The sequence below is a fragment of the Niveispirillum sp. genome, assembly GCF_052437035.1.
Taxonomy (GTDB): domain Bacteria; phylum Pseudomonadota; class Alphaproteobacteria; order Azospirillales; family Azospirillaceae; genus Niveispirillum.
Genome location: NZ_JBQVOH010000008.1, coordinates 89605 through 113840, shown reverse-complemented (window position 1 = coordinate 113840; position 24236 = coordinate 89605). Strand labels below are relative to the sequence as shown.

The following is a 24236-nucleotide window of genomic DNA, read 5'->3' as shown; positions in this document are numbered from 1 at the left end:
TGGCGCTCTTGGGCGCGGGCACTGGGGTGCTATAATGCGTCTGTCTGTTGAAGAGGCGTCTGTTCCATGAAGAAAATCATCCTGCTTGTCCTGGCTTTGCTGGTGCTGATCGGCGCCGGTGTCGGCGGCTATGTCATGTTCGGGCCGAAGCCGCACAAGGAAGGCGAGCATGCGGAAGAAGCGCCCAAGAAGAAGGAGCGCACGGGTCCCCCCGTCTTCGTGCAGGTGGGACCGATGATTGTTCCCGTCATGGGTGCCAAGACCGTGGAACAGAACATCATGGTCACCGTCAGCCTGGAAGTGGATGACGACACGATCCGCGAACAGGTCCGCGTGCAAAGCCCGCGTCTGATCGATGCCTATGTCCAGGCCCTTTATGGCGGCATCGACAAGGGGCAGGTGATCGACGGCCAGGTCCTGAACATTCCCGCCCTGAAGACCAAGCTGATGGAAACCACGGACAAGGTCCTCGGCCCCGGCATCGTGCATGACGTGCTGATCCAGTCGGTCAGCCAGCGGCCGGTTTATTAGGGATTGTCTGTAACAGCGCCCCCCTTTCGTCATCCCAGCTTGCGCCGGGATGACGAAGGAAGAAGTAGTTCCGGTTAACGGAATATGTTTGATGAACCGATACGCGCCGCGTCGGCACTGCTGACCTCTGGCCGCCTTCCTGCTATAATACCCTTATCAACACCACAGTTGCGTCTGCACCCATCCGGAGCCAATGGCTTTCGGAGCGGGAAGGGTGCGCGCTCCTGAAACACACCTTTATTTTTTGTTTCACATCGTTGCACGGATACTGCCGCACCCGCGTCCGAATCATCCCGCACTGCAATGCCGCAGTGCAAAGTGCAAGTCTGGTTAATGGTGGCGTATTGCCGCATTCAAAAGCGCATGGCATGCTTGCGTCCGCCTAATGCCGCCGGCCGTCCGGTCAGAAAAACAGAAGCGGCATCTTCAACAGGGTAAGGAAACGACATGACCACGCAAGTGCTGTACTTCGTGCTGGCATGTGGGGTGCTGGCCATTCTTTATGGGCTGGTAACGGCCCGTGCCGTGCTCTCCGCCAGTCCGGGCAATGCCCGCATGCAGGAAATCGCCCACGCCATTCAGATCGGTGCGGGTGCCTATCTAAACCGTCAATATACGACCATCGGCATTGTCGGAGTCGTGATCGCGGTGCTGGTGGGTGTGCTGCTGGGCGTCAAGGTGACCATCGGCTTCATCATCGGCGCGGTCCTGTCCGCCGCCGCTGGCTATATCGGCATGAACATCTCCGTGCGCGCCAATGTCCGCACGGCAGAGGCCTCGCGTCAGGGGCTGGCGCAGGGCCTGTCGCTGGCGTTCCGCGCCGGTGCAGTGACGGGCATGCTGGTGGCGGGCCTCGCCCTGCTGGGTGTTGCCGGCTACTATTTCGTGCTGACCTCCATGGGCGTCACTGGCCGCGAACTGATCGACGCGCTGGTGGCGCTCGGCTTCGGCGCCTCGCTGATCTCCATCTTCGCGCGCCTGGGCGGCGGCATCTTCACCAAGGGCGCCGACGTGGGCGCAGATCTGGTGGGCAAGGTCGAAGCCGGCATTCCCGAAGATGATCCCCGCAACCCTGCCGTGATCGCCGATAATGTCGGTGACAATGTCGGCGACTGCGCCGGCATGGCCGCCGACCTGTTCGAGACCTATGCCGTGACCGTGGTCGCCACCATGGTGCTGGCCTCCATCTTCTTTGCGGGTCAGGGTGTCCTGGCCTCGGCCCTGGTCTATCCGCTGGCCATTGGCGGGGCGTGCATCATCACCTCCATCATCGGCACCTATTTTGTGAAGCTGGGTCCGTCCAACAACATCATGGGCGCGCTCTACAAGGGCTTCATCGCCTGCGGTCTGCTGTCGCTGGTCGCCATCGCCGGCGTGACGCAGTATGTGCTGCCCGAAGGGTTCCAGACCGTGTTCACCACGGGTGACGGGGTCACCTTCACGGGCCGGCACCTGTTCTATTGCGGCCTGATCGGTCTGGCCGTTACCGGCCTGATCGTCTGGATCACCGAATATTACACGGGCACCAATTACCGCCCCGTGAAGTCGGTGGCCCAATCCTCCACCACGGGCCATGGCACCAATGTCATCCAGGGTCTGGCCGTGTCGATGGAATCGACCGCATTGCCGGCCCTGGTGATCTGTGTCGCCATCATTGCCTGCTTCCTGCTGGCAGGATTGTTCGGCATTGCCATTGCGGTCACCAGCATGCTGGCGGTCGCCGGTATGGTCGTGGCGCTGGATGCCTATGGCCCCGTCACCGACAATGGCGGCGGCATCGCCGAAATGGCTGACCTGCCCAAGGATGTGCGCGTCACCACCGATGCACTGGACGCCGTGGGCAACACCACCAAGGCCGTGACCAAGGGCTATGCCATTGGCTCTGCCGGTCTGGGTGCGCTGGTACTGTTCGCGGCCTATAATGAGGATCTGAAGTTCTTCATCGCCAATGCCGGCACCTACCCCTATTTCGACGGAGTGACGGTCGATTTCAGCCTCGCCAACCCCTATGTCGTCGTCGGTCTGATCCTGGGCGGCCTGCTGCCCTATCTGTTCGGCGCGATGGGCATGACCGCCGTGGGCCGCGCCGCCGGTTCCGTGGTGGAAGAGGTGCGGCGTCAGTTCCGCGAGGATAAGGGCATCATGGCCGGCACGTCCAAGCCGGACTATGGCCGCGCGGTCGACATGCTGACCAAGGCCGCCATCAAGGAGATGATCATCCCGTCGCTGCTGCCGGTGCTGGCGCCGGTGGTTCTGTATTTCCTGATCGCGGCCATCGCGGGCAAGGGCGCGGCGTTCAGCGCCGTCGGCGCCATGCTGTTGGGCGTCATCGTCACGGGCCTGTTCGTCGCCATCTCCATGACGTCGGGCGGCGGCGCCTGGGACAATGCCAAGAAATATATCGAAGAGGGCCACCATGGCGGCAAGGGCTCAGACGCGCACAAGGCAGCCGTGACCGGTGACACCGTGGGTGACCCGTATAAGGACACGGCAGGCCCCGCCGTGAACCCGATGATCAAGATCACCAATATCGTGGCGCTGCTGCTGCTGGCCATCCTGGCCCACGGCTAAACGTTACGCATATCCTTGATGAACCCCGGTCTGGCGACAGGCCGGGGTTTTTTCATGCCCGCCCGTCATGATCAATGATCGGTCCCTTGGCCACATCCTCTGCCTTGGCCTTGCTGACCGAGTGTCCATCCAGCCAGGCGCGGGCCTGCTGGCGGTGTTCGTCGCGGATGGAGCCGGAGGCTGTGCGCAGGGCGAGTGTCAGGACGGCCAGATCATCGGTGAAGCCCAACAGGGTGACGAAGTCCGGCACCGCATCCACCGGCATGATGAAATAGGCCAGCGCGCCCAGCAGCACCGCCTTGTCCCGCAGCGGCGTGGCCGGATCGGTGGCGGCATAGCGGGCGGCGATGATGCGGTCGGCAAAGGGAATGCGGGCCAAACTGCCACGCAGCTTGTCCCAGAAGCGGCGGCGGACAAGGTCGGCATCGCTACGCATCTTGATCGGATCGATGCGCAGGGCCTCTTCACTATATTTATCGCCAGGCTCGCTCATGCCCTGGATATGGCGAAGATACCGCGTCGGGGCAAGGGGTCAGGCGGGCCGCACTCCCGTATAGCGGGCGCGCGGCCGGATCAGGACGCCCGACCGCACCTGTTCCAGAAGATGCGCCACCCATCCGGCACTGCGCCCCAGGGTGAAGATGGTAATGGGCGCATGCGGCGGCAGACCCAGCCGGTCGGCCAGCAGGACCAGGGCAAAATCGATGGTCGGCGGTGTCCCCGCCATCTCCGTCGCGGTGCGGGCCAGCGCTATGGCGCGGCGCATGCGGGTATCGGCCCCCCAAGTCGCCGCCATCCGCTTCAACAGCCAGGCGGCCCGCACATCGCCCTTGGCGTAAAGCGGATGGCCGAATCCCGGCAGCTCATCCCCACGCGCCAGATGGGCGGCCAGGGCCTGGGCCGGGTCGGGCGCATCCAGCAGCCCCGGCAGGATGGCCGCCACCCGCGCCGTCATCCCGCCATGGCGCGGTCCCCGCAACGCACCGATCCCCGCCGACAGGGCGGCATAGGGGCTGGCCCCGGTGGAGGCGACGCAGCGGACGGTAAAGGCCGATGCGTTCAGCTCATGATCCGCACACAGGACCAGGGCCGCGCGAATCAGGTCCGTCCCTGGCCCTGCCACGCCCCAGGCGCTGCACAGTTGCTGATGCAGGGGCAGGGCAGAGGGGTTGGTGCCTGCCAGGATGGCCGCCGTCAGACGCAGGATGCGCGCCCCCGTCCGTGCCAGCCCCGCCTGTGTGCGGTTCACGGACCGCAGGTCGCTCGCCGCCGCCAGTGGCAGCAGTGACAAAAGCCGGTCCAGCGGGTCCAGGCCCGGCGGCAGGCTGGCAAAGGCGGGCAGGGCGGGCGGTTCCTCCGCGAACGCATCCTCCGTGCTGTCCCACAGCAGGCTGGCCACCGCCTCCAGCGTCGCGCCCGCCGCCAGATCGCCGGCATCCCGCCCGCGATAATACAGCCCGTCACCGGTGATCAGGGTGATGGCCGATTCCAGCACCGGTGCGCCCCAATCCAACGCCCGGTCGCTGGCCGCTTCCACGGGCCGGTCACGCCGGGTCACCAGGGCGCGGACATCCTCGGCGCGGTACAGCCGCGTGCGCCCGCCTGCCGGGGCGTCGGACCGGATCAGGCCCCGGCTGACATAGGCATAAAGCGTGGGCAGGCTGACGCCCAGCTCGGCAGCGGCTTCCTTGGCGGACAGGGTCAGGGGTGCGGTCATGATGATATATTGATTTATTGAATCAATATTGACTGTATATCCGTCCCGTCCAACCCTGTCCAGGATGCAACAAGCTGGAAGGAGCCGGAAATGACGACCGGACTGGATGGGATCATCGCCGCCGAAACCGTGTTGAGCCATGTGGATGGGGCGGCAGGCGAACTCGTCCTGCGTGGCCTGCCCGTGGAACGTGCGGCGCAGACCCTGGATTTCGAAGGGATCACGGCCCTGCTGTGGCAAGGGTTCCACCCGCTGGGCGGGCGCCCCGATGCCCTGCGTGATGCCATTGGCCGGGCGCGGGTGGCCGTTGCGGCGCATCTGCCCGCCTTGCTGCCCGCCACGGCGGGGTTGAGCGATGTGGAGGCGCTGCGCCTGATGCTGTCATCCTTGCCCGATGGTGACGCGGCGGCGGATGCAGTGCGTGTGGTGGCCGCCGTTCCCGTCTTCATCGCGGCACGGGTGCGTCATGTCCAGGGGCTGGCCCCCATCGCGCCTGATGCCGGCGCCGGCCATGCGGCGGATTTCCTGCGCATGATGACGGGGCATGCTGCCGATCCGGCGCTGGCCCGCGCGCTTGACACCTATCTGGTGACGGTCAGTGACCATGGCCTGAATGCCTCCACCTTCGCCGCACGCATCGTCGCCTCAACCCGCGCCGGCATGGTCAGCAGCGTGGTGGCCGGCCTCTGCGCCCTTAAGGGGCCGCTGCATGGCGGCGCGCCGGGACCCGTGCTGGACATGCTGGACGCCATTGGCAGTGCGGATGCCGCCCCCGCCTGGATCGCCGGTGAACTGACGGCGGGCCGCCGCCTGATGGGCTTCGGCCACCGCATCTACCGGGTGCGCGACCCGCGGGCGGAGGTGCTGAAGGTCGCCGTCCGCCCCCTGCGCAGCCCGCGCATCGATCTGGCCGAACAGGTGGAGCATGCGGCCCTCTCGGCCCTTGCCGCCCACCGGCCCGACCGTCCGCTGGAAACCAATGTGGAGTTCTACACAGCCCTGCTGCTGGACGCCGTCGGCCTGCACCGCGACCTGTTTACGCCCATCTTCGCCATGGGTCGCGTTGCCGGGTGGAGCGCGCATGTCATGGAGCAGGAGGCGACGGGCCGCCTGATGCGTCCCGCCTCCCGCTATGTGGGGCCGGTGGCGGCTTAAGCGGGCCTCTTTATGCCCGCCTCTGTCACCACTCGGTCGAACTCCACGATGGCGCATATGATGTGATAAAAACTGCTGGCCGGGGCCGGCTCGTCCACGAAGGTACTGTCGGGCGACAGCCGGTCCCACCACAGACCCTTCACGGGTGTGTTGAGATAGAGCGACAGCCCATCCGCCGCCTTTGCGGCCTGGGTCCAGTATTGTTCCTCGCCCGTGATTTCGGCGGCCAGCAAGGCGGCTTTCAACCGCTCCGTCTGTGGCCACAGACGGGCGGTATGATCATGGATGCTGAAATCATCCAGCAGGCTGTTGAAGGCCACACCGCGTATGGGATCGACCCCGTATGTTTCCGCGATTTCCAGCAGGCGCAAACCGGCCCGCGTGCCATCGGCCCGCCCGCGTGCCCGGCCCCAGCGCAGCAGCAGCCAGGCCCATTCGAACTGGTGCCCTGGCTCCACGATCCGCCCCGCCTCACCGGGCGCCGGATGCCAGGACGCGTCGAAGAACTCCCGCAGCGCGCCCGTGACCGGGTCGATCAAGCGCGAAAGGGCCAGTTCGGCGATACCGTCGGCCATGGTGGTCCAGCGCATGTCCCCGCCCGCCTCTTCCCAGGCCAGCGATGCCTCCAGCAGATGCATGTTGGGGTTGGATTGCAGGGGCAGGGCATCGGGGTCCAGCAGCGCGAACCCGCCCTGGCGGCCACAGCGCCCGATCAGCAGATCCCGCAGCGCCGTGGCCACCGGCTCCAGTTCCGCCCGCTTGTTCAGCGCACGGGACGCATGGGCCAGCGCGAACAGGGCGAAGGCCTGATCATACAGGTCGGAGCTGTCATCCAGCACCCCGCCATCCGCCGCCACCAGCGTGCGGAACAGGCCGTCCGCGCGGCGGTGACGCGCCAGATAGGCATCCAGGGCCCGATGCACGATGCTGCCCGCCGGTCCTTCCCAGCCCAGCGTATGGGCCGTGGCATAGGCATAGATCTGTCGTGGCTGCACCCGCGCCCGCCGGGGTAGGTCCACCGGCTGCCCCGTCTTGTCCAGTTTCTCATGAAAACCATCGCGCGCATGGTCGTATCCGGCATCCCACCATAGGGGGAAGGCATGCTCAACGGCCCAGGTCACCAGGGCGTCGCGACGGCGGGCCGCCTCGTAGAGGGGTGATGCGAACATGGGCTTGATCCTCGGGGCTTCCGGTCGGGTGACAGGCTACCGCCAACAACGATCCGTCGGCCCCATTGTTGCCTATTCTTCGGCGGTTTTCATCAAAACCGAACGACCCGGCAGCAGGCGGTGGTTGAAGGGCAGGATGGCGGCCCCTACTGCGGGCGCATCGGCGGCCATGGCGGCGCGGCGAAGGGGGGCCAGGATCGGTACCTGTCCCCGGCCCGCCTGCATGCGGGCATTCACCGCCACCGCCAGTTCATCCACCAGCGGTGCCGGCAACCGCCCGCCGATGAACAAGGCCTGCGGGTTGATCAGGCAGGAAATGGCCAGCATCGGTCCGGTCAGCAGATCCGCCGACAGCGTGATCCAGTCCGCCAGGGCCGCCTTGCCCGCCTCGTTCAGTGACAGAAGGTCGTCGGGCTGTGTCAGGCGGTGGCCATGTGCCGCCATGTGATCGAACAGGGCCGACAGCGACACGGCATCTTGCAATGCCGCCGCCTTGGTTGCGGGATGATGGACCGGCAGGAAGCCGATCTCTCCGGCCCGGCCATCGGCACCCCGGAAATATTGCCCATCCAGGACCAGCCCGCCACCCAGCCCCCGGCTGATCAGCAGATAGAAAAAGCTGGGATGGCGCAGGCCCAGGCCGAACTGCGCCTCGCCCAATGCCGCCGCCGTCGCGTCATTCTCCACAAAGATGGGCAGGGCCGGCAGGCCCGTGAACAGCGACGGGATATCGGTCTGGTTCCAGACCTCATATTCATCCGGCTGATGCGGCAGATGCACCCGGCCCAGATCGTCCGGCAGGGCCACACCCAGCCCGATCAGGCGCTTGGCCTTGATATTACCCTTGGCCAAGATGGCCGACAGTTCGGTACGCGCAAACTCCGCCACCTCGTCCGGCAGGGCGAAATCCACCTCCCGCGTGGCCCGCGCCCGCACCTGACCCAGCAGGTCCAGCACGACCAGGGTGATGTGGTCGCGGTCGATATTGACGCCGATGGAAAAACAGCCGTCGGGATTGATGGCCAGCTTCATGGCCGGCTGCCCCCGCTGCCCCAGCAGCCTTCCGGCCTCCAGGATCAACCCTTCGGAAAGCAGGCGCTTGGTGATGTTGGCGATGGCCGGCGCCGTCAGCCCCGTAATCTCCGCCAGATCGGCCCGCGTGATCGGCCCGCCCACCCGGATCGACTGCAAAGTCACCCGCTGATTATGATCCCCCGCCCGCTCCAGGTTCGTCCCCGACAGGCTGGCCCCCACGGCGGCGGGGATGGCGGGGGATGGATCAGACGGCTGGGACATGGGCGGGGGGCGGCTTTCGGACATGCGCGGGGGTGAATGCTTCTGGAATACGCTGGCGGGGGACGGAGGGCAATGGCGGCGTGGCGCCACCTGCCGCTTCACGTATAGCGATCTTGACTAACACCATCCAAAAGGCGGAACCTCACAGAACTACATAAATCCTGATGTTGTTCTGTGAGGCCGCCCATGAGCGCCACCCCGGTTCCTCTGACCCGCGAACTCCTCCCAAAGCTGGTCACCACCCTGCGTGAAGGTTACGGCCTTGCGGCACTGCGTACCGATGCCATTGCCGGGCTGACGGTGGCCATCGTGGCCCTGCCGCTGGCCATGGCGCTGGCCATCGCCTCGGGCACGACGCCGGACAAGGGGCTGGTCACGGCGGTGGTGGCGGGGTTCCTGATTTCGGCGTTGGGCGGAAGCCGGGTACAGATCGGGGGGCCGACGGGGGCGTTTGTCGTCGTCGTGGTCGGGGTGATCAATCAGCATGGCTATGACGGCTTGGTGCTGGCGACCTTGATGGCCGGCGTTATCCTGGTGGCCGCCGCGCTGCTGCGCCTGGGGCAGTGGATCAAGTATATCCCCGAACCTGTGGTGACCGGCTTCACCGCCGGGATCGCTGTCATCATTTTCTCCAGTCAGATCAAGGACCTGCTGGGCCTGTCGATGGGGGCGGTCCCGGCGGAGTTCATTGATAAATGGCCCGCCTTCTGGGCTGCCCGCGACACGGTGGGGGTGGCGGCCCTGGTGGGGCTGGGGGCATTGGCCTTGATCTTGTGCCTGCGTCGCTGGGCACCCCGGATACCCGGGTTTCTGGTGGCGGTGGTGCTGGGCTCCGTCGCGGCCTTCGTCCTGGGCCTGCCGGTGGAAACCATCGGTTCAAAATTCGGCGGTATCCCCGACCATCTGCCGATGCCGGTAATGCCGGATGTTACCTGGGGGAAGCTGCGTACCCTGCTGCCCGCAGCATTGACCATCGCCTTTCTGGCAGGGGTCGAGTCGCTGCTATCGGCGGTCGTGGCGGATGGAATGACAGGGCGGCGGCATCGGCCCAATGCCGAATTGCTGGCCCAGGGGGTGGCCAATACGGCGTCGGCCCTGGTGGGTGGGCTGCCGGCCACGGGGGCCATTGCGCGTACCGTCACCAATATCCGGTCGGGTGCCCGCTCGCCTGTCTCCGGCATGCTGCATGCGGCCTTCCTGCTGCTGTTCATGCTGGTCTTCAGCGGGCTGGCCGCCTTTGTACCGCTGGCGGTGCTGGCTGCCGTGCTGGTGGTGGTGGCGTGGAACATGAGCGATGCGGGACGGTTCCTGCATGCTTTGCGCACAGCTCCCGTCAGTGATCGGGTGCTGCTGCTGACCACCTTCACCCTGACCATCGCCATCGACCTGACGGTGGCGATCGAGGTCGGGGTGCTGCTGGCGGCTGTGTTGTTCATGCACCGCATGTCGGAAACCGTTGCCGTATCCGACAGCGGGGAGCAGCCGGGTCTTGCCAAGGGTCTGCCAACAGGGGCCGCCCTTTACCGGATCGACGGGCCGATGTTTTTCGGGGCGGCGCGCAAGCTGCTGGACGTGCTGGACCGCACCGGCGGCGCGCCGCGTGTTCTGATCCTGGATATGAATGCCGTGCCCATGCTGGACGCCACGGGTGCCGACGCCCTGTCCACCCTGGTGGCACGCGCGGCCAAGCGCGGGGCGCATGTGGTGATGGCGGGGGTGCAGCGCCAACCGCTGGGCGTGCTGCGCGGACTGGGCCTGCGCCACCGCAAGGGGCCGGTGATCTTCGCCGCCGATATTGCTCGGGCCAAGGCAGAGGCAACGCATCTTCTGTCCGAAGGTTCCGGCACCAGCGCGGGGGGCAGCCCGGCGAGCGGGGCGGATTGACAGCGCCGCCGCTTTCGCGGTCAATGCCGCGCTTGTACCGATCCCGATCCGGTTGATGATGACCAAGCTTGTTTACCTGTGCGACTGGCTGCCGCCCGATTTCGGCGCCGTCGGCCAATATGCCGTGATGCATTGCCGTGACCGCGCGGCACTGGGCTATGACGTCACCCTGGTGGGCCTGACCTCGCGCAACGAGGCCAGCCTGACCGAAGAAGCGGTCGGTCCCGGCACCGTCCGTACCCTGCGCCTGCCAGCCCCGCCGCTGGACCGCGCCAGCCTGGGCCGGCGTCTGGCCTGGACCGTGCGCACCAATGCCATGCTGATCAGCCGGGCCTGGAAATACCTGTCGGCAGCGGATGAGATCCTGTTCACCGGGTCGCCGCCCTTCCTGCTGCATTTCCTGGTGCCGCTGAATGTCGTGCTGCGCAAGAAGCTGATCTATCGGATCGCGGACTTCCATCCCGAATGCCTGATCGCCTCGCGTACGACACCTTCCAAGGTTCTGGACGCGGCCCTGGCCTTGACCATCTGGCTGCGCCGCCGGGTGCAGATGTTTGAGGCGTCGGGAGAGGATCAGGTCCGCCTGCTGCGCCGCTATGGCATTCCTGCCGATAACATCGTGCTGAAGCGTGACCCGCCACCCGTCGAACTGACGGGCGATGAGGTGCCGCTGGCCGTCCCGGCGGAACTGACGGGCAAGAAAATCCTGCTTTATTCGGGCAATTGGGGCGTGGCGCACGAGACCGATACCTTCATCGACGCCTATATCCGCCACCATCGTTCCGGCAGCGGCACCGTCGGCCTGTGGCTGAACGCCATCGGGGCCGGGGCCGATGTGGTGGAACAAAGGTTGAAGGATGAGGGTCTGCCCGTGGCGCGCGGTCGTCCCGTGCCGTTCGGTGACCTGGGCCGCCTGCTGGTCACGCCCGATGCGCATCTGATCACGCTGCGCGACGGGTTCGTGGCCTATGTCATTCCGTCCAAGACCTATGGCTGCATCGCGTCGGGCAGGGATGTTCTCTATATCGGCTCGCCTGAATCGGATGTCGACCTGATCTGCCGCGAGGGTCAGCGCGAGGACCAGCGCTATATCCGCACGGATGTCGGCGATACCGACGCGGTATTCCGGGCGCTGGAGACGCTGGGGGCGTAACGGGTTCGCGTTCGGCGCGGGTTCACAATTCTGCCGCGACGCGGTAGAAGCACGGTTTGTTCGCCGCTGGCGGGGCGGTCAGGCGGTTCCTTTAACGGCGGTGGGCCAACCACCGCCCCGGAGAGTAGAAGCATGTCGCGTAAGGTTGCCTTGATCACCGGCGTCACCGGCCAGGATGGTGCCTATCTGTCGGAACTGCTGCTGTCCAAGGGCTATATCGTCCATGGTCTGAAGCGCCGCTCCTCCTCGCTGAATACGGCCCGCATCGACCACCTTTATCAGGATATCCACGAAAAGGATGTGCGGTTCCAGCTGCATTATGGCGACCTGACCGACAGCACCAACCTGATCCGCATCGTGCAGGAAACCCAGCCGGACGAGATCTACAATCTGGCCGCACAAAGCCACGTCCAGGTCAGCTTCGAGACCCCGGAATATACCGCCAATGCCGATGGTATCGGCACGCTACGCCTGCTGGAGGCAATCCGCATCCTGAAGCTGGAAGAAAAGACCCGCTTCTATCAGGCCTCCACGTCGGAACTCTACGGTCTGGTGCAGGAAGTGCCGCAGCGGGAGACGACGCCGTTCTATCCGCGCAGCCCCTATGCCGCTGCCAAGCTTTACGCCTACTGGATCACGGTGAATTACCGCGAAGCCTATGGCATGCATGCCAGCAACGGCATCCTGTTCAACCATGAAAGCCCGATCCGCGGCGAAACCTTCGTGACCCGCAAGATCACGCGCGCCGTGGCCGCCATCCATCATGGCAAGCAGGATTGCCTGTATCTGGGCAACCTGGACGCCAAGCGCGACTGGGGCCACGCCCGCGACTATGTTGAGGGCATGTGGCGCATCCTGCAGCAGGAAAAGGCCGAGGATTACGTGCTGGCGACCGGCGAAACGCACACGGTGCGTGAATTCGTGGAACGCGCCTTCGGCCATGTCGGCAAGAATATCGAATGGAGCGGTGAGGGCGTGGACGAGATCGGCCGCGACGCCGCCAGCGGCGCCGTCCTGGTCCGGATCGACCCGCGCTATTTCCGCCCGACCGAGGTTGACCTGCTGCTGGGCGATCCGGCCAAGGCCAAGGAAAAGCTGGGCTGGACCCACACCACCTCCTTTACCGATCTGGTGAAGGATATGGTTCTGTCCGACGTGAAGCTGTTGGCCTGACTGGTGCCCCAAAGGAACGGATAATGAGCGATCTGAAGCCCTATGACCTGACGGGCAAGCGCGTCTGGGTATCCGGCCATCGCGGCATGGTGGGCGGTGCCGTTGTGCGCCGCCTGCAATCTGAAGGCTGCACCGTCCTGATGGCAGGTCGCGATGTCCTGGATCTGACGCGACAGGCCGCCGTGGAGGAATGGGTCGCCGCCAACAAGCCGCATGCCGTTGTGGTGGCGGCGGCCAAGGTTGGCGGCATCCTTGCCAATAACAGCTATCCGGCGGATTTCCTCTACGACAACCTGATGATCGAGACGAACATCATCCAGGCGTCGTTCCGCAACAATGTCGAAAAGCTGCTGTTCCTGGGTTCGTCCTGCATCTATCCGAAGCTGGCGCCGCAGCCGATGACAGAAGATGCGCTGCTGACCGGCCCGCTGGAGCCGACCAATGAATGGTACGCGATCGCCAAGATCGCGGGCATCAAGCTGTGCCAGGCCTATCGCAAGCAGCATGGCTGCGACTATATCTCCGCCATGCCGACCAACCTTTACGGCATTGGTGACAATTTCCATCCCCAGGGCAGCCATGTCCTGCCGGCCCTGATGGCCCGCCTGCATGACGCCAAGCGTGACAGGCTGCCGGAGGTCACGATCTGGGGCACGGGTAAGCCGCTGCGTGAGTTCCTCTATGTCGATGACTTGGCCGACGGTCTGGTCTTTCTGCTGAAGAATTACAGTGGCTATGACCATGTGAATATCGGCACCGGCCAGGAAGTGTCGATCCGTACGCTGGCCGAACAGGTGGCCGCTACTGTCGGCTGGCAGGGCCGGTTCGTGTTTGATGCGACCAAGCCGGACGGCAGCCCGCGCAAGCTGATGGACAATTCCAAGTTGGCCAAGCTGGGCTGGACCGCCAGGACCAGTCTGGCTGAGGGGCTGCGCCTCACCTATCAATGGTTCCTGGAAGAGGGGGCCAAGGGCGGGTTGCGCGGGATTTGATCCCGACGATCCTTCCAGATCCTTTGCTGAAAGGCCGGACGGCGATGGCTGTCCGGCCTTTTGCATTTCTGCGCGCGGTGGCATGCGCTTCGGCCCGTTATAACAAAATCACCTTCCGCAATAGCATCCCTATGCTTGTTCCGTTGGGGTGACGGCGCGACACTTCCCCCACGCAACCTCACCCATTTGATCCAATCACGCCGCCGGCAGGGCCGGGCGGCCAAGGGGGAAGTCATGTCCTGGTATGCCCTTGCCACGCTTGAACATGCTGATGGTCCGGCCGCACTTGTCCTGCCTGAAGGGGCCGTTCTGCTCTCGGCCCTTCCCTATGCGGGTGAGGTGGGCAGCCTGTCGGTAACGGACATTATCCGGCGCTGGACCGATCTGGAGGCGCGCATCGACCGTCTGGCCGTGGCCGCCGACAATGGCGCGCGGCGGGGGAATGTGACGCTGACAAAGGCTTCGCGCACCGCGGTACCGTTTCAGCCATTCCGTATTTTCGGTGCTGCATCGAACTATATCGAGCATGCGGCGGAGATGGAGACGAAACTGGCTGCCAAGGTGGACAGCACGCCGTTCGTCTTCATGAAGTCCCAGTCCAGCATCATCGGCCCCGATGAACCCGTGGTTCTGCCGCCCGAAAGCCAGAAGGTGGATTGGGAGGTGGAACTGGGTGTGGTCATCGGCAAGGCCGGACGACGCATCCCGGAAGCACGCGCCCTGGACCATGTCGCGGGATATGTCGTGGTCAACGATATCTCGGCCCGCGACCTGACGCGGCGCACCGACTTCCCGTTCAGCCATGACTGGTTCCGGGGCAAGAGCTTTGACAGTTTCACGCCCGTCGGCCCCTGGTTCGTGCCGAAATCCTGCGTGCCCGACCTGCACCGCCTGCGCCTGACCCTGTCGGTGAACGGGGAGATGATGCAGGACGGGACCAGCGGCGACATGATCTTCAACACATTCGAACAGATCGCCTATCTGTCGCGTCTGTTGGAACTGCGTCCCACCGACCTGCTGGCGACCGGCACGCCCGCCGGCGTGGGCATGGCGCGCGGCATCTTCCTGAAGCCGGGTGACCGCATGGTGGCCGGTATCGAGCATGTGGGCGAGATCGCCAATCCCGTGATCGCGGAGGGTTGAGATGCGCGCGCTCGCCCGCATAGTGACCGCCGCCACCCTTCTCACCGCCGGTCTGCTGATGGGCGGATGCGGGGAGGACAGCCGCGAGGCGGAGAAGGTCACCTTCAACATGTCCTGGCTGCCCCAGGGCAGCATGGCCGGTGTCATCCTGGCCATCGACAAGGGCTTCTATGCCGAGGAAGGGCTGGTGGTGGAGGCCGTGCGCGGCTTCGGCGGCATCCGCACGGCCAATGAGCTGGACCAGGGCATGTTCCAGTTCGGCTATGCCGATCCGCTGGCCGTCATCCTGAACCGTGCCAATGGCGGCACGGCCCGCATGATCGGCGCTATCAGCGACCGCTGGCCCGCCGGCCTCTGCTTCATCAAGGAACGGCACAAGGTGGAAAGCCCTGCTGATCTGGCTGGCATGGTGGTTGGCGGTGGCCAGAACTCCCCCATGCAAGTGCTGGTACCGGCCTGGCTGGAAAAGAACGGCGTGGACAAGGGCAAGGTTACGCTGATGCAGTTGGACCCTGCCGTCGTCGTTGCCTCCTTGGTGGAGGGCAAGATCGATGCGGGTGAATGCTGGCTGGGCAATTCGCTGCCCCTGTTTCGCCGCCGGGCGGAAGAGGCGGGGCTTAGCCTTGGCTGGCTCGCCTATGCCGACTTCAACCTCGACATCTATGGCAACGGTCTGATCAGCAGCGACAAGGTGATCAAGGAACGCCCCGAACAGGTGCGTGCCTTCCTGAAGGCCACATATCGCGGCTACGCCGCCGCCCTGGCCGATCCCGATGCGGCGGTGGCCGTGATGCTGAAACATTATCCCATGCTGGATCCGGCCATCACCAAGCAGCAGCTGCTGGAAACCGGCGCGTTGCTGAAGCATCAGGCCCGTGCCGGTTGGATGGAGGCGGACCGGGTGGCAGGCACGCTCGACTTCCTGCGCGGCGCCTACGGGCTGAAAGCGGATGTGAAGGTTGGCGACGTATTCACCACCGATTACTTGCCGCAGCCATAAGGAGCCGACCCATGTTTCGACCCAAGCCACTGAAGCTCGGCCATCTGGTGCTTAAGGTGCGGGATATCCAGGCATCGCTGGCCTTTTACCGCGACATTGTCGGGCTGGAAGTGTCCGACTGGATCGACGGGCACATGGTCTTTCTGCGGGCGGGCACGGATCATCACGATCTGGCCCTGTTGCAGATGCCGCCGGATCAGGCGGCCAGGCACGACCCGGCCATGTCCCCCGTGGAGCATTTCAGCTATCAGGTCGCCGATATGGCGGAGATGGAGAAGATCACCGAGTTCCTTATGGAGCGCGGCGTGCCCATCGACCGGGGGTACGGGCGGCATGGGCCGGGCGGCAACACCTTCATCGTGTTCAAGGACCCGGACGGTAACAATGTCGAATTCTATTCCGACATGATCCAGGTGGATGAAGCCCATCCCCATACGCCCGCCATCTGGCCCGGCAAACAGATGCACACGTTCGACCGCTGGGACCTGGAGAAGTTTGTGGTTCCGCCGCCGGCCCGCATCGAACAGCTGAAAAAGGGAGGGGTGAAATGACCGGCACGATCCGGCGGGCGGCTGAGGCACTGCTGTTCTGCGTCGCCCTGATCATCCTGTGGGAAGGCGGGGTGCGGCTGTTTGAAGTGAAGCCCTATCTGCTACCCTCGCTCTCCGCCATCGCGGAGGAGACGTGGCGGGCAAGGGCCCAGCTCTGGCAGCATTCGCTGGTCACGCTGGGGGAGGTGGCGCTGGGTTTCGCCTTCGCTACCGTCCTGGGTGTGGCGCTGGCGGCCCTGATCTTCTTCGTGCCACTGGCCAAGCGTACGCTTTACCCGTTCGTGGTGGCGCTGCAATCCATCCCGAAGATCGGGCTGGCGCCCATCATCGTGGTCTGGTGCGGCTATGGGCTGGCATCGAAGGTCACCATGGCCTTCCTGTTCGCCTTCTTCCCCATCGTCATCACCACCCTGGGCGGGCTGGCCAGCACGCCGGCACACCTGGAGGAACATTTCCGGGCGCTGGGGGCCAGACCCTGGGCCTCATTCTGGCGGCTGCGCGTGCCATCGGCCCTTCCCAGTTTTGTCGACGGGGCCAAGGTCGCCATGCCGCTGGCCGTTATCGGTGCCATCGTGGGGGAGTTTGTCGGGTCCAATGATGGCCTGGGCAATCTGATCCTGATCGCCACCGGGTCATCGCAGACGGCCCTTTCCTTTTCGGCCCTGTTGGTCGTCACCGGCCTGTCGCTGGCCCTGTTCTATCTGATTGAGGCATTGGGGAGGCTGGTATGGTGGCGGCAGGGTTGAAACCCGTGGCGGACTTGGCCCCAGTGGCCATTGCCATTGATGGCGTGACCAAACGCTTCGGCGGCCTGACGGCGCTGGAGAATGTGACGGCGGACATAAACGACCGGGAATTCGTCTCCATCCTGGGGCCCAGCGGCTGTGGCAAGAGCACCTTGCTGCGTATCCTGGCCGGGTTGGTCGGGTGCGAGGAAGGAGGGATCGACATTTTCGGCGGGCGGGTCAGCGGCCCCCGCGATGATGTCGGCGTGGTGTTCCAGACCTCCAACCTGCTGCCCTGGCTGAATATCGAGGCGAATTTGCGCCTGGGCCTGGAAATCCGGCGCGGCAAGGCTGTGGCCCGGGCTGCCGATATCGGACCGATGGTCGAAACGCTGGGCCTGAAAGGGTTTGAAAAGCATTTCCCGCATCAGCTGTCGGGCGGCATGCGACACCGGGTGGCCATCGGCCAGACGCTGCTGTGCGATCCGCGTGTGCTGCTGATGGATGAACCGTTCGGGGCCCTGGACGCATTGACCCGTGACCGGCTGAACATGGAACTGCTGCGTATATGGCAGCGCGATGCCAAGACCGTCGTCCTGATCACCCACTCCATCGCGGAGGCGGTGCTGCTGTCCGACCGGGTGCTGGTGATGTCGGAACGGCCCGGCCGGGTGATCCGCGACGTCACCATCGACCTTCCCCGCCCGCGTGACCCAAGCCGGACGCGCGAGAGTGCGGCGTTCGGGGAATATGTCGTGGAGTTGAGCCGGTTGATGGGCGTGGGTTGACGCCGCACCGCATCTTTTCTTGAAATCGGGGAAATCCAATGCCCTATCTGTCTGTTGGCGACGATCAGCTTTACTATGAAACGCATGGCGAGGGGCCGGCCATTGTTCTGGCCCATGGGGTGGGTGGCAATCATGCCGTCTGGTTCCGGCAGGTGCCGGTTCTGACCAAGGCCTATCAGGTGGTGCTGTTCGACCATCGCGGCTTTGGCAAGTCCACCGACCGGGCCGGCCTGGGGCGCAGTGCCTTTGCCGATGACTTGACCGCCTTGTTGGACCATCTGGGTCTCGACCGTGTGGCCCTGGTGGGGCAGTCGATGGGGGCGGGGACCTGTATCAATTTTGCCCTGCGCCATCCGGGCCGGGTCGCGGCCCTGTGCATCGCGTCCTCCCTGCATGCCATTGCGGAGGAGGGCGATGTGGCCGACCTGATGGCGGCGGCACGGGCATCCAGCAATGACTTGCCCCAACTTGACCGCGTGCTGGGAGCACCGTTCAAGGCGCGGGAGCCGGATCTGTCCTGGCTTTACGCCGCCCTGTCGGGCTTCAACGCCACCGACCGCAAGGGGCTGAAGGGTGAATGGCCGCGCAGCGTGCCGCCCGCCCTTCTGGGCAGCCTTGGCTTTCCCATCCTGTTCATCGCCGGGCATCTGGACCCTGTCTTTCCGGTTGATGCCATCCGGGCCGTACAGGCGCAGGTGCCGGGCAGCTTTCTGGTGGAAGTGCAGGACACGGGCCATTCCGTGTTCTATGAACGTCCGGTGGAGTTCAATGACAGCCTGTTGAGCCTGCTGCAAATGGCGGGCTTCAAGGGGCGTCGCAAGTCCGTCCATTCCAACAGTGCCGGGTACAAGCCGGTCGTCGCGTGAAAGAGGTCATCGCCATGAAGCCGCCCGTGCTGCTCTACGCCTGCCCCACGGTGGATCAGGAAGCCTGGGTCAAGGCCCTGAACGCGGCCTGGCCCGGCATCGACATCCGCCTGTGGCCGGAAACCGGCGACAAGAAGGAGATCGACTATGCCTTTGTCTGGAAGCAGCCGGCGGGCATCCTGTCAGATCTGCCGAACCTGAAGGTGATCTTCTCGCTTGGCGCCGGTGTCGAACATGTGCTGACCGATACGACGCTGCCGGGCGATATTCCGCTGGTGCGCATGGTCGATCCCACCCTGGTCACCGGCATGGTGGAATTCGTGGTGATGCGGGTGCTGCATTATCACCGGTCCATGCCGGATTATGAGGCGCAGCAGAAGGCGGGCATCTGGAAGCAGTTGCCGCAGCTGCTACCGTCCGAACGCCGTATCGGCATCCTGGGCATGGGCGAACTGGGGGCGGCCTGCGCCAAGGCGCTGACCGGGTTCGGGTTTGACGTGGGGGGGTGGAGCCGGACGGCCAAAGATGTTCCCGGCGTGCGCGGATTTGTCGGGGCAGAACAGCTGGAGGGGTTTCTGGCCCAGACGGATATCCTGGTCTGCCTGTTGCCCCTGACCGATCAGACGCGGGGCATCCTGAACCATCGCAACCTGTCGATGCTGCCGCAGGGTTCCTTCCTGATCAATGCGGCGCGTGGCGGCCATCTGGTGGAAGATGACCTGATCCCGCTGCTGGATCAGGGGCATCTGGCGGGGGCGACCCTGGATGTGTTTGCCGTGGAACCGCTGCCCGCCGCCCATCCGTTCTGGACCCATCCGAAGATCACCCTGGTCCCGCACGCGGCGGCATTGACCCATCCGGGTACCGCGTCGCGCATCGTGGCGGCCAATATCGACCGGCATCGGCGGGGCGAGCCGCTGCACAATGTTGTGGACCGTACGCGCGGCTATTGACCCCTGTCAGCCCTTGTCCAGGGCGCCGGGGAACCGGTCCACCTTGCGCAAGGCGGGAAACAGAACGCACCACAGCGCCACGATCACCAGCGTGCCGACCCCGCCGACGATCACGGCGGGACCGGCACCCCACCAATGGGCCGTCAGGCCGCTTTCAAACTCACCCAACTGGTTGGACGCGCCGATGAACAAGCTGCTTACGGCGCTGACGCGGCCGCGCATGTCATCGGGTGTTTCCAGCTGCACCAGCGACTGGCGGATGAAGACGCTGACCATATCCACCGCGCCCATGACGATCAGGGCAATACCCGCCACGATGGCCGAACTGGTGGACCCGAAGATGATGGTACCGACGCCGAAGGCGGCGACGCAGATGAACAGCACCCGGCCCACCCGCCGCCGCACGGGCCAGAAGGCCAGCACCAGCCCCGTCGCCAGCGCACCGACCGAAGGGGCGGCGCGCAGGATGCCGGCCATGACGGGACCTGCATGGAACTGATCCTTGGCCAGAACCGGCAGCAGCGCCGTCGCCCCGCCCAGTAGCACCGCGAACAGGTCCAGTGAGATGGCGCCCAGCACGATGGGCTTGCCCCAGATGAAGCGGAAACCCGCGAACAGGGTTTCCAGGCTGACCTTCTTCACCGCCGCAGGATTGGTCTTTGGCGGTAGCTTGATGAACCGGACCAGAATGAAGGCGACCATGAACAGCAGGGCGCACAGCGCGAAGACCCAATGGCCGATAAAGCCGTAAAGCAACCCGCCCAGCGCCGGCCCGACAATGGACGCCCCCTGCCACGCCGATGAATTCAACGCCACCGCGCGGGGAAAGATGGCGGGCGGGATCAGGTTGGGCACCAGCGATGCCGCCGCCGGCATCTCAAACGCACGGGCGGTGCCCAGGATGGTGACTGACAGGAAGGCCGGCCACAGCGCCTTGGTATTGTCATCCCAAAGCGCCATCCACAGCACCAGCATGGCGACGATTTCCAGCCCCTGGCAGACATTGATCACGCGGCGGCGGTCGAACCGGTCGGCAACATGGCCCGTGACCAGTACCAGAAGGATGGAGGGCAGAAACTCCGCCAGCCCGATGAAGCCCAGCGCCATGGCGCTGCCCGACACGTCATATACGCGCCAGCCGGTGGCAACGATCTGCATCTGAAGGGCCAGGATGGCGCAGATACGGGCAAACCAGAAAAGCCGATAGGGGGTATAGGCGAAGGGGCTGGTCGGCTGATCGACCGGGGAGGCATCGGACATGGGACCGGGCAGGTAACGGGCGACAGATGGAAACTATGCGCCCCGGCCTTGTGATCCGTTAAGGGCGCTTCCTGCAACGCTGGGCCGCGCCCGGTGGCGGCGTTGAAAGACGGTGGGATTTCGCGTATATATGGAGGCGTCCTGACGGTGCGCGAACACCGCCAGGACATTCCTTCCTACCAGCAAATCTCCAGCTTCAGGGTAACACCGAGAAACCGGAGATGCAGGCGGATGGTTTTCGGATGTGTCAGCATCCTACCTCCTCCGTGGCGGGGACGGCCCATCTGTCCCCTTCAGCCACGAAAGAATGAGAAGGCGTCATGTCTGATTGCAGTCAACTGTAGTCAGGTGTGGCGCCTTTCTTTTTCAACCGCATGCGATATGCGAAATTGGTTCGGTCCCGCCCCCTCGCGCTCTATGATGGTCCCCTGGCTTTCAGGGGGAATGTATGTCGATCAAGGATGATGTCGTGGTCCGCGTGGCGCAGCGCCGCGACGTGCCGGAGATGGTGGCGCTGCTGATCGATGACATGCTGGGGCAGGGGCGTGAAGGGGCCTCCGACCTGGAGCCCTATTACGAGGCCTGGGACGAGATCATCCTGGACCCCAATGCCGAGATCCTGATTCTGGACCTGGATGGCCGCGTGGTGGGCATGGCGCAGCTGAACTATGCGCGCGGCCTGGGCCGCAAGGGTATGCGTCGCTGCACCATCGAGGCGGTGCGGGTGGCCTCCAACCTGCGTTCCAAGGGGCTGGGTGCCGTTCTGATCGAAAATTGCCTGGATATGGCCCGCGCCCGTGGTTGCGGCATGGTGCAACTGACCACCGATAAGCGGCGGACCGATGCGCACAGGTTCTACCAGCGCCTTGGCTTTGATGCTTCGCATGAAGGCATGAAGCTGTATTTGTAACGGACGGGTGCCAGTGTGGGGCACCCATCTTTGACCAGGAGATCGCAGTAAATGAGCACCGCTTCCGCCGTCCCCCCCGTACGCGTCGCCATTCTGGGCGCTTCCGGCTATACGGGAGCGGAGTTGATGCGATTGCTGCTGCGCCATCCGCGTGTGCGTATTACGGCCCTGACGGGGGAACGCGCCGCCGGCAAGCCGGTGGCCGACGTGTTCCCGCATCTGGCCCCCTATGACCTGCCGGCCCTGACCAAGATCGCCGATGTGAACTGGGACGAGGTGGATTTCGTCTTCTGTGGTCTGCCGCATGGCACCACGCAGGAGGTGATCGCCGGCCTTCCCGCCCATGTCCGCGTCTGCGACCTGTCGGCGGATTTCCGGCTGTTCAATGTCGATACCTATGCCGAATGGTATGGCCATGCCCATAAGGCCGTCGACCTGCAAGAAACCGCTATTTACGGCCTGTCGGAGGTGGCGCGCGAACAGGTGGCCACGGCTCGGCTGGTCGCCAATCCCGGCTGTTATCCCACGGCGTCCCTGCTGCCGCTGCTGCCGCTGCTGAAGGATGGTCTGATTTCCGCCGATGACATCATCATTGATGCCAAGTCGGGCGTGTCGGGTGCTGGCCGCGATGCCAAGCAGGGCAGTCTTTATTGCGAAGTGGCGGAAGGCATGCATGCCTATGGCATCGCCTCCCACCGCCACGCGCCGGAGATTGAACAGAGCCTGGGCTGGGCCGCCGGCAGCACCGATATCCGCATCGCCTTCACCCCGCACCTGATCCCCATGAACCGGGGCATGATGGCCACCACCTATGTCCGCCTGAAGGACGGGGTGGATGTCGCTTCCCTGCGCGCCAGCCTGGAAAGGGCCTATGCGGGAGAGGCCTTTGTGAAGGTGCTGGCGCCCGGTGTCGGTCCGCAGACGCGGCATGTGGCCGGGTCCAACCTGGCTCTGATCAACGTCTTTGCCGACCGTATTCCAGGCCGCGCCATCCTGGTCTCCGTCATCGACAATCTGATGAAGGGCGCGTCGGGTCAGGCCGTGCAGAACTTCAACATCATGAACGGGTTTGATGAAACCTTGGGCCTGGACGTCGTTCCGGTGTTCCCGTGATCCATACGCGCCCCATCCCCACCATCCTGCCCTTCAAGGGCAAGCTGCCCGTCATCGACCCGTCGGTATTCCTGGCCAATGCCACGGTCATCGGCGATGTGGAGATCGGGGCCGGGACTAACCTGTGGTTTGGCGTCACCATTCGTGGTGACGTCAATGCCATCCGCATTGGCCGCAACAGCAACATCCAGGATGGCAGCGTCGTCCACTGCACCCGCAACCGGTTCAGCACGACGATCGGCGACAATGTCACCGTTGGCCATCTGGCCCTGCTGCACGGCTGTGTGGTGGAGGATGGGGCCTTTATCGGCATGAAGGCCTGCGTCATGGATGGCGCCGTGGTCGAGGCGGGCGCCATGGTCGCTGCCGGTGCCCTGGTCACACCGGGCAAGCGCGTGAAGTCCGGCGAATTGTGGGGCGGCAGCCCTGCCAAATTCCTGCGCCCCCTGACCGAGGATGACATCAGGATGCAGATGTCCATCGCCCCGCATTATGCGGAAATGGCGAAGGTCTATCTGGATGAGGTTGGGGGCGGCGTCGGCTAACGTGGTCGCATCCCGTCCATCAAAATCCCGATGGAGGTATCGATCCAGCGGTCGATGGGGGTGAAGTTGCTGTCGCCCTTAGTGATGACCAGGGAGACGATGCCGTGGCCCATGGCCCAGACGCTGTCGGCGAAGCCTTCCGGGTCGTCGGCGCGCAGCAGGCCGGCGGCGACCAGCCGCTCGATGCCGGTTTGCAGAATGCCGAAGGACTGCATGGCCTTGACGGTTTTCTGCGCCACCTCCTCCGGCACCACGCCGGAGCAGGGCAGGCCGCGATGGCCCAAAGTGGGCACGAAGCGTGACAGGCTGGTCATAAAGACCAGCCGATATTCGTTGGGATGCGCCAGGCCATAGCGCACATAATTGATCATTAGCTGTCGCAGCAGGCCCAGCGGGTCTGTCGCCGCGTCCGGCGGCACCGTCATGGCCGCCACCAGACCATCGAAGAAATCCGCCGCGATGGCGGTCAGCAGCGCTTCCTTGTCGGCGAAATGGTCGTAAATCGCGGTCGGTGTGATGCCGGCGGCGTCGGCGATGCGGCGCATGCTGGCCTGTTCAAACCCCTGCGTCACGAACAGGTCGCGGGCCACGGCCAGGATCTGCGCGCGCCGTTCGGCGGCGGGAAGCCGTGTCCGCTTGCCCGGATTTGCTGCACGCCCGACTTTTTCGTTAACCATGCCATCAACCTTCAGAATCCCTATTGACCTATAGCGCGTTCGGACTAAACCTAACACCGTAAAC

General features: G+C 64.6%; 23 protein-coding genes. 17 read left to right on the top strand and 6 right to left on the bottom strand.

Annotated features, from left to right (window positions below; all coding sequences use genetic code 11):
* The first annotated feature begins 66 nt into the window (after positions 1-66).
* Positions 67-531 carry a flagellar basal body-associated FliL family protein gene (locus ACT6Q8_RS19040; protein WP_054167692.1) on the top strand — a complete coding sequence of 155 codons (465 nt, stop codon included), beginning with the start codon at positions 67-69 and terminating at the stop codon, positions 529-531.
* A gap of 447 nt (positions 532-978) precedes the next feature.
* Positions 979-3102, top strand: a complete 2124-nt coding sequence (locus ACT6Q8_RS19035; protein ID WP_444733673.1) for a sodium-translocating pyrophosphatase — start codon at positions 979-981, stop codon at positions 3100-3102.
* Between the two features lie 52 nt (positions 3103-3154).
* On the opposite strand, the gene ACT6Q8_RS19030 is transcribed toward ACT6Q8_RS19035, so the two are convergent.
* Positions 3155-3595, bottom strand: a complete 441-nt coding sequence (locus tag ACT6Q8_RS19030; protein WP_444733674.1) for a YkvA family protein — start codon at positions 3593-3595, stop codon at positions 3155-3157.
* A 39-nt stretch (positions 3596-3634) separates the two neighbouring features.
* Positions 3635-4819 carry a citrate synthase family protein gene (locus ACT6Q8_RS19025; RefSeq protein ID WP_444733675.1) on the bottom strand — a complete coding sequence of 395 codons (1185 nt, stop codon included), beginning with the start codon at positions 4817-4819 and terminating at the stop codon, positions 3635-3637.
* Positions 4820-4909: 90 nt separating this feature from the next.
* Here ACT6Q8_RS19025 and ACT6Q8_RS19020 point away from each other — a divergent pair, with 90 nt between their 5' ends.
* The gene (locus ACT6Q8_RS19020; protein WP_444733676.1) at positions 4910-5974 is read left to right on the top strand and encodes a citrate synthase; all 1065 of its coding nucleotides are present in this window, start codon (positions 4910-4912) and stop codon (positions 5972-5974) included.
* Here the strand turns inward: ACT6Q8_RS19020 and ACT6Q8_RS19015 are convergent.
* A complete protein-coding gene (locus ACT6Q8_RS19015; RefSeq protein ID WP_444733677.1) occupies positions 5971-7143 on the bottom strand; it encodes an AGE family epimerase/isomerase in 1173 nt (390 codons plus the stop codon). The genes ACT6Q8_RS19020 and ACT6Q8_RS19015 overlap by 4 nt on opposite strands.
* A 72-nt stretch (positions 7144-7215) precedes the next feature.
* Positions 7216-8439, bottom strand: coding sequence for an ROK family transcriptional regulator (locus tag ACT6Q8_RS19010; RefSeq protein ID WP_054167697.1), 1224 nt, complete (start codon positions 8437-8439; stop codon positions 7216-7218).
* Positions 8440-8625: 186 nt separating this feature from the next.
* Here ACT6Q8_RS19010 and ACT6Q8_RS19005 point away from each other — a divergent pair, with 186 nt between their 5' ends.
* The 11 genes from ACT6Q8_RS19005 to ACT6Q8_RS18955 all read left to right on the top strand — a co-directional run bounded on the left by ACT6Q8_RS19005 (position 8626) and on the right by ACT6Q8_RS18955 (position 19667).
* Positions 8626-10323, top strand: a complete 1698-nt coding sequence (locus tag ACT6Q8_RS19005) for a SulP family inorganic anion transporter (RefSeq protein ID WP_444733678.1) — start codon at positions 8626-8628, stop codon at positions 10321-10323.
* Between the two features lie 55 nt (positions 10324-10378).
* On the top strand, positions 10379-11476 hold the full coding sequence (locus ACT6Q8_RS19000) for a hypothetical protein (RefSeq protein ID WP_444733679.1): 1098 nt from the start codon (positions 10379-10381) through the stop codon (positions 11474-11476).
* Between the two features lie 132 nt (positions 11477-11608).
* Entirely contained in the window at positions 11609-12649 is a 1041-nt protein-coding gene (gene gmd, locus ACT6Q8_RS18995; RefSeq protein WP_444733680.1) for a GDP-mannose 4,6-dehydratase, read from the top strand.
* 23 nt (positions 12650-12672) lie between these two features.
* On the top strand, positions 12673-13641 hold the full coding sequence (gene fcl, locus ACT6Q8_RS18990) for a GDP-L-fucose synthase (protein ID WP_444733681.1): 969 nt from the start codon (positions 12673-12675) through the stop codon (positions 13639-13641).
* A 234-nt stretch (positions 13642-13875) separates the two neighbouring features.
* Complete coding sequence (locus ACT6Q8_RS18985) at positions 13876-14784, top strand: fumarylacetoacetate hydrolase family protein (RefSeq protein WP_444733682.1); 909 nt, start codon at positions 13876-13878, stop codon at positions 14782-14784.
* Between the two features lies 1 nt (position 14785).
* Positions 14786-15784, top strand: a complete 999-nt coding sequence (locus ACT6Q8_RS18980; RefSeq protein ID WP_444733683.1) for an ABC transporter substrate-binding protein — start codon at positions 14786-14788, stop codon at positions 15782-15784.
* Between the two features lie 11 nt (positions 15785-15795).
* Positions 15796-16335, top strand: a complete 540-nt coding sequence (locus ACT6Q8_RS18975; protein ID WP_054167706.1) for a VOC family protein — start codon at positions 15796-15798, stop codon at positions 16333-16335.
* Positions 16332-17081, top strand: a complete 750-nt coding sequence (locus ACT6Q8_RS18970) for an ABC transporter permease (RefSeq protein ID WP_444733684.1) — start codon at positions 16332-16334, stop codon at positions 17079-17081. Before ACT6Q8_RS18975 ends, ACT6Q8_RS18970 begins: the two co-directional genes overlap by 4 nt.
* Before the next feature lie 5 nt (positions 17082-17086).
* A complete protein-coding gene (locus ACT6Q8_RS18965) occupies positions 17087-17848 on the top strand; it encodes an ABC transporter ATP-binding protein (protein ID WP_444733685.1) in 762 nt (253 codons plus the stop codon).
* Between the two features lie 38 nt (positions 17849-17886).
* Positions 17887-18714: an alpha/beta fold hydrolase gene (locus tag ACT6Q8_RS18960; protein WP_444733686.1), complete on the top strand. Its 828-nt coding sequence runs from the start codon at positions 17887-17889 to the stop codon at positions 18712-18714.
* Between the two features lie 14 nt (positions 18715-18728).
* The gene (locus ACT6Q8_RS18955) at positions 18729-19667 is read left to right on the top strand and encodes a 2-hydroxyacid dehydrogenase (protein WP_444733687.1); all 939 of its coding nucleotides are present in this window, start codon (positions 18729-18731) and stop codon (positions 19665-19667) included.
* A 6-nt stretch (positions 19668-19673) separates the two neighbouring features.
* Here the strand turns inward: ACT6Q8_RS18955 and ACT6Q8_RS18950 are convergent, their stop codons facing one another.
* Entirely contained in the window at positions 19674-20927 is a 1254-nt protein-coding gene (locus ACT6Q8_RS18950) for an MFS transporter (RefSeq protein ID WP_054167710.1), read from the bottom strand.
* Between the two features lie 448 nt (positions 20928-21375).
* Between ACT6Q8_RS18950 and ACT6Q8_RS18945 the strand changes: the two genes are divergently transcribed.
* From ACT6Q8_RS18945 to ACT6Q8_RS18935, 3 genes are read left to right on the top strand one after another with little or no spacing between them, the layout of a single operon-like run.
* Positions 21376-21837: a GNAT family N-acetyltransferase gene (locus ACT6Q8_RS18945; RefSeq protein ID WP_444733688.1), complete on the top strand. Its 462-nt coding sequence runs from the start codon at positions 21376-21378 to the stop codon at positions 21835-21837.
* 51 nt (positions 21838-21888) lie between these two features.
* On the top strand, positions 21889-22950 hold the full coding sequence (gene argC, locus ACT6Q8_RS18940) for an N-acetyl-gamma-glutamyl-phosphate reductase (RefSeq protein WP_444733689.1): 1062 nt from the start codon (positions 21889-21891) through the stop codon (positions 22948-22950).
* Positions 22947-23495, top strand: a complete 549-nt coding sequence (locus tag ACT6Q8_RS18935) for a gamma carbonic anhydrase family protein (protein WP_444733690.1) — start codon at positions 22947-22949, stop codon at positions 23493-23495. The genes argC and ACT6Q8_RS18935 overlap by 4 nt, the downstream gene beginning before the upstream one ends.
* Here ACT6Q8_RS18935 and ACT6Q8_RS18930 read toward each other — a convergent pair.
* Positions 23492-24172, bottom strand: coding sequence for a TetR/AcrR family transcriptional regulator (locus ACT6Q8_RS18930; protein WP_444733691.1), 681 nt, complete (start codon positions 24170-24172; stop codon positions 23492-23494). The two genes, ACT6Q8_RS18935 and ACT6Q8_RS18930, sit on opposite strands and share 4 nt — an antisense overlap.
* Positions 24173-24236 lie beyond the last annotated feature (64 nt).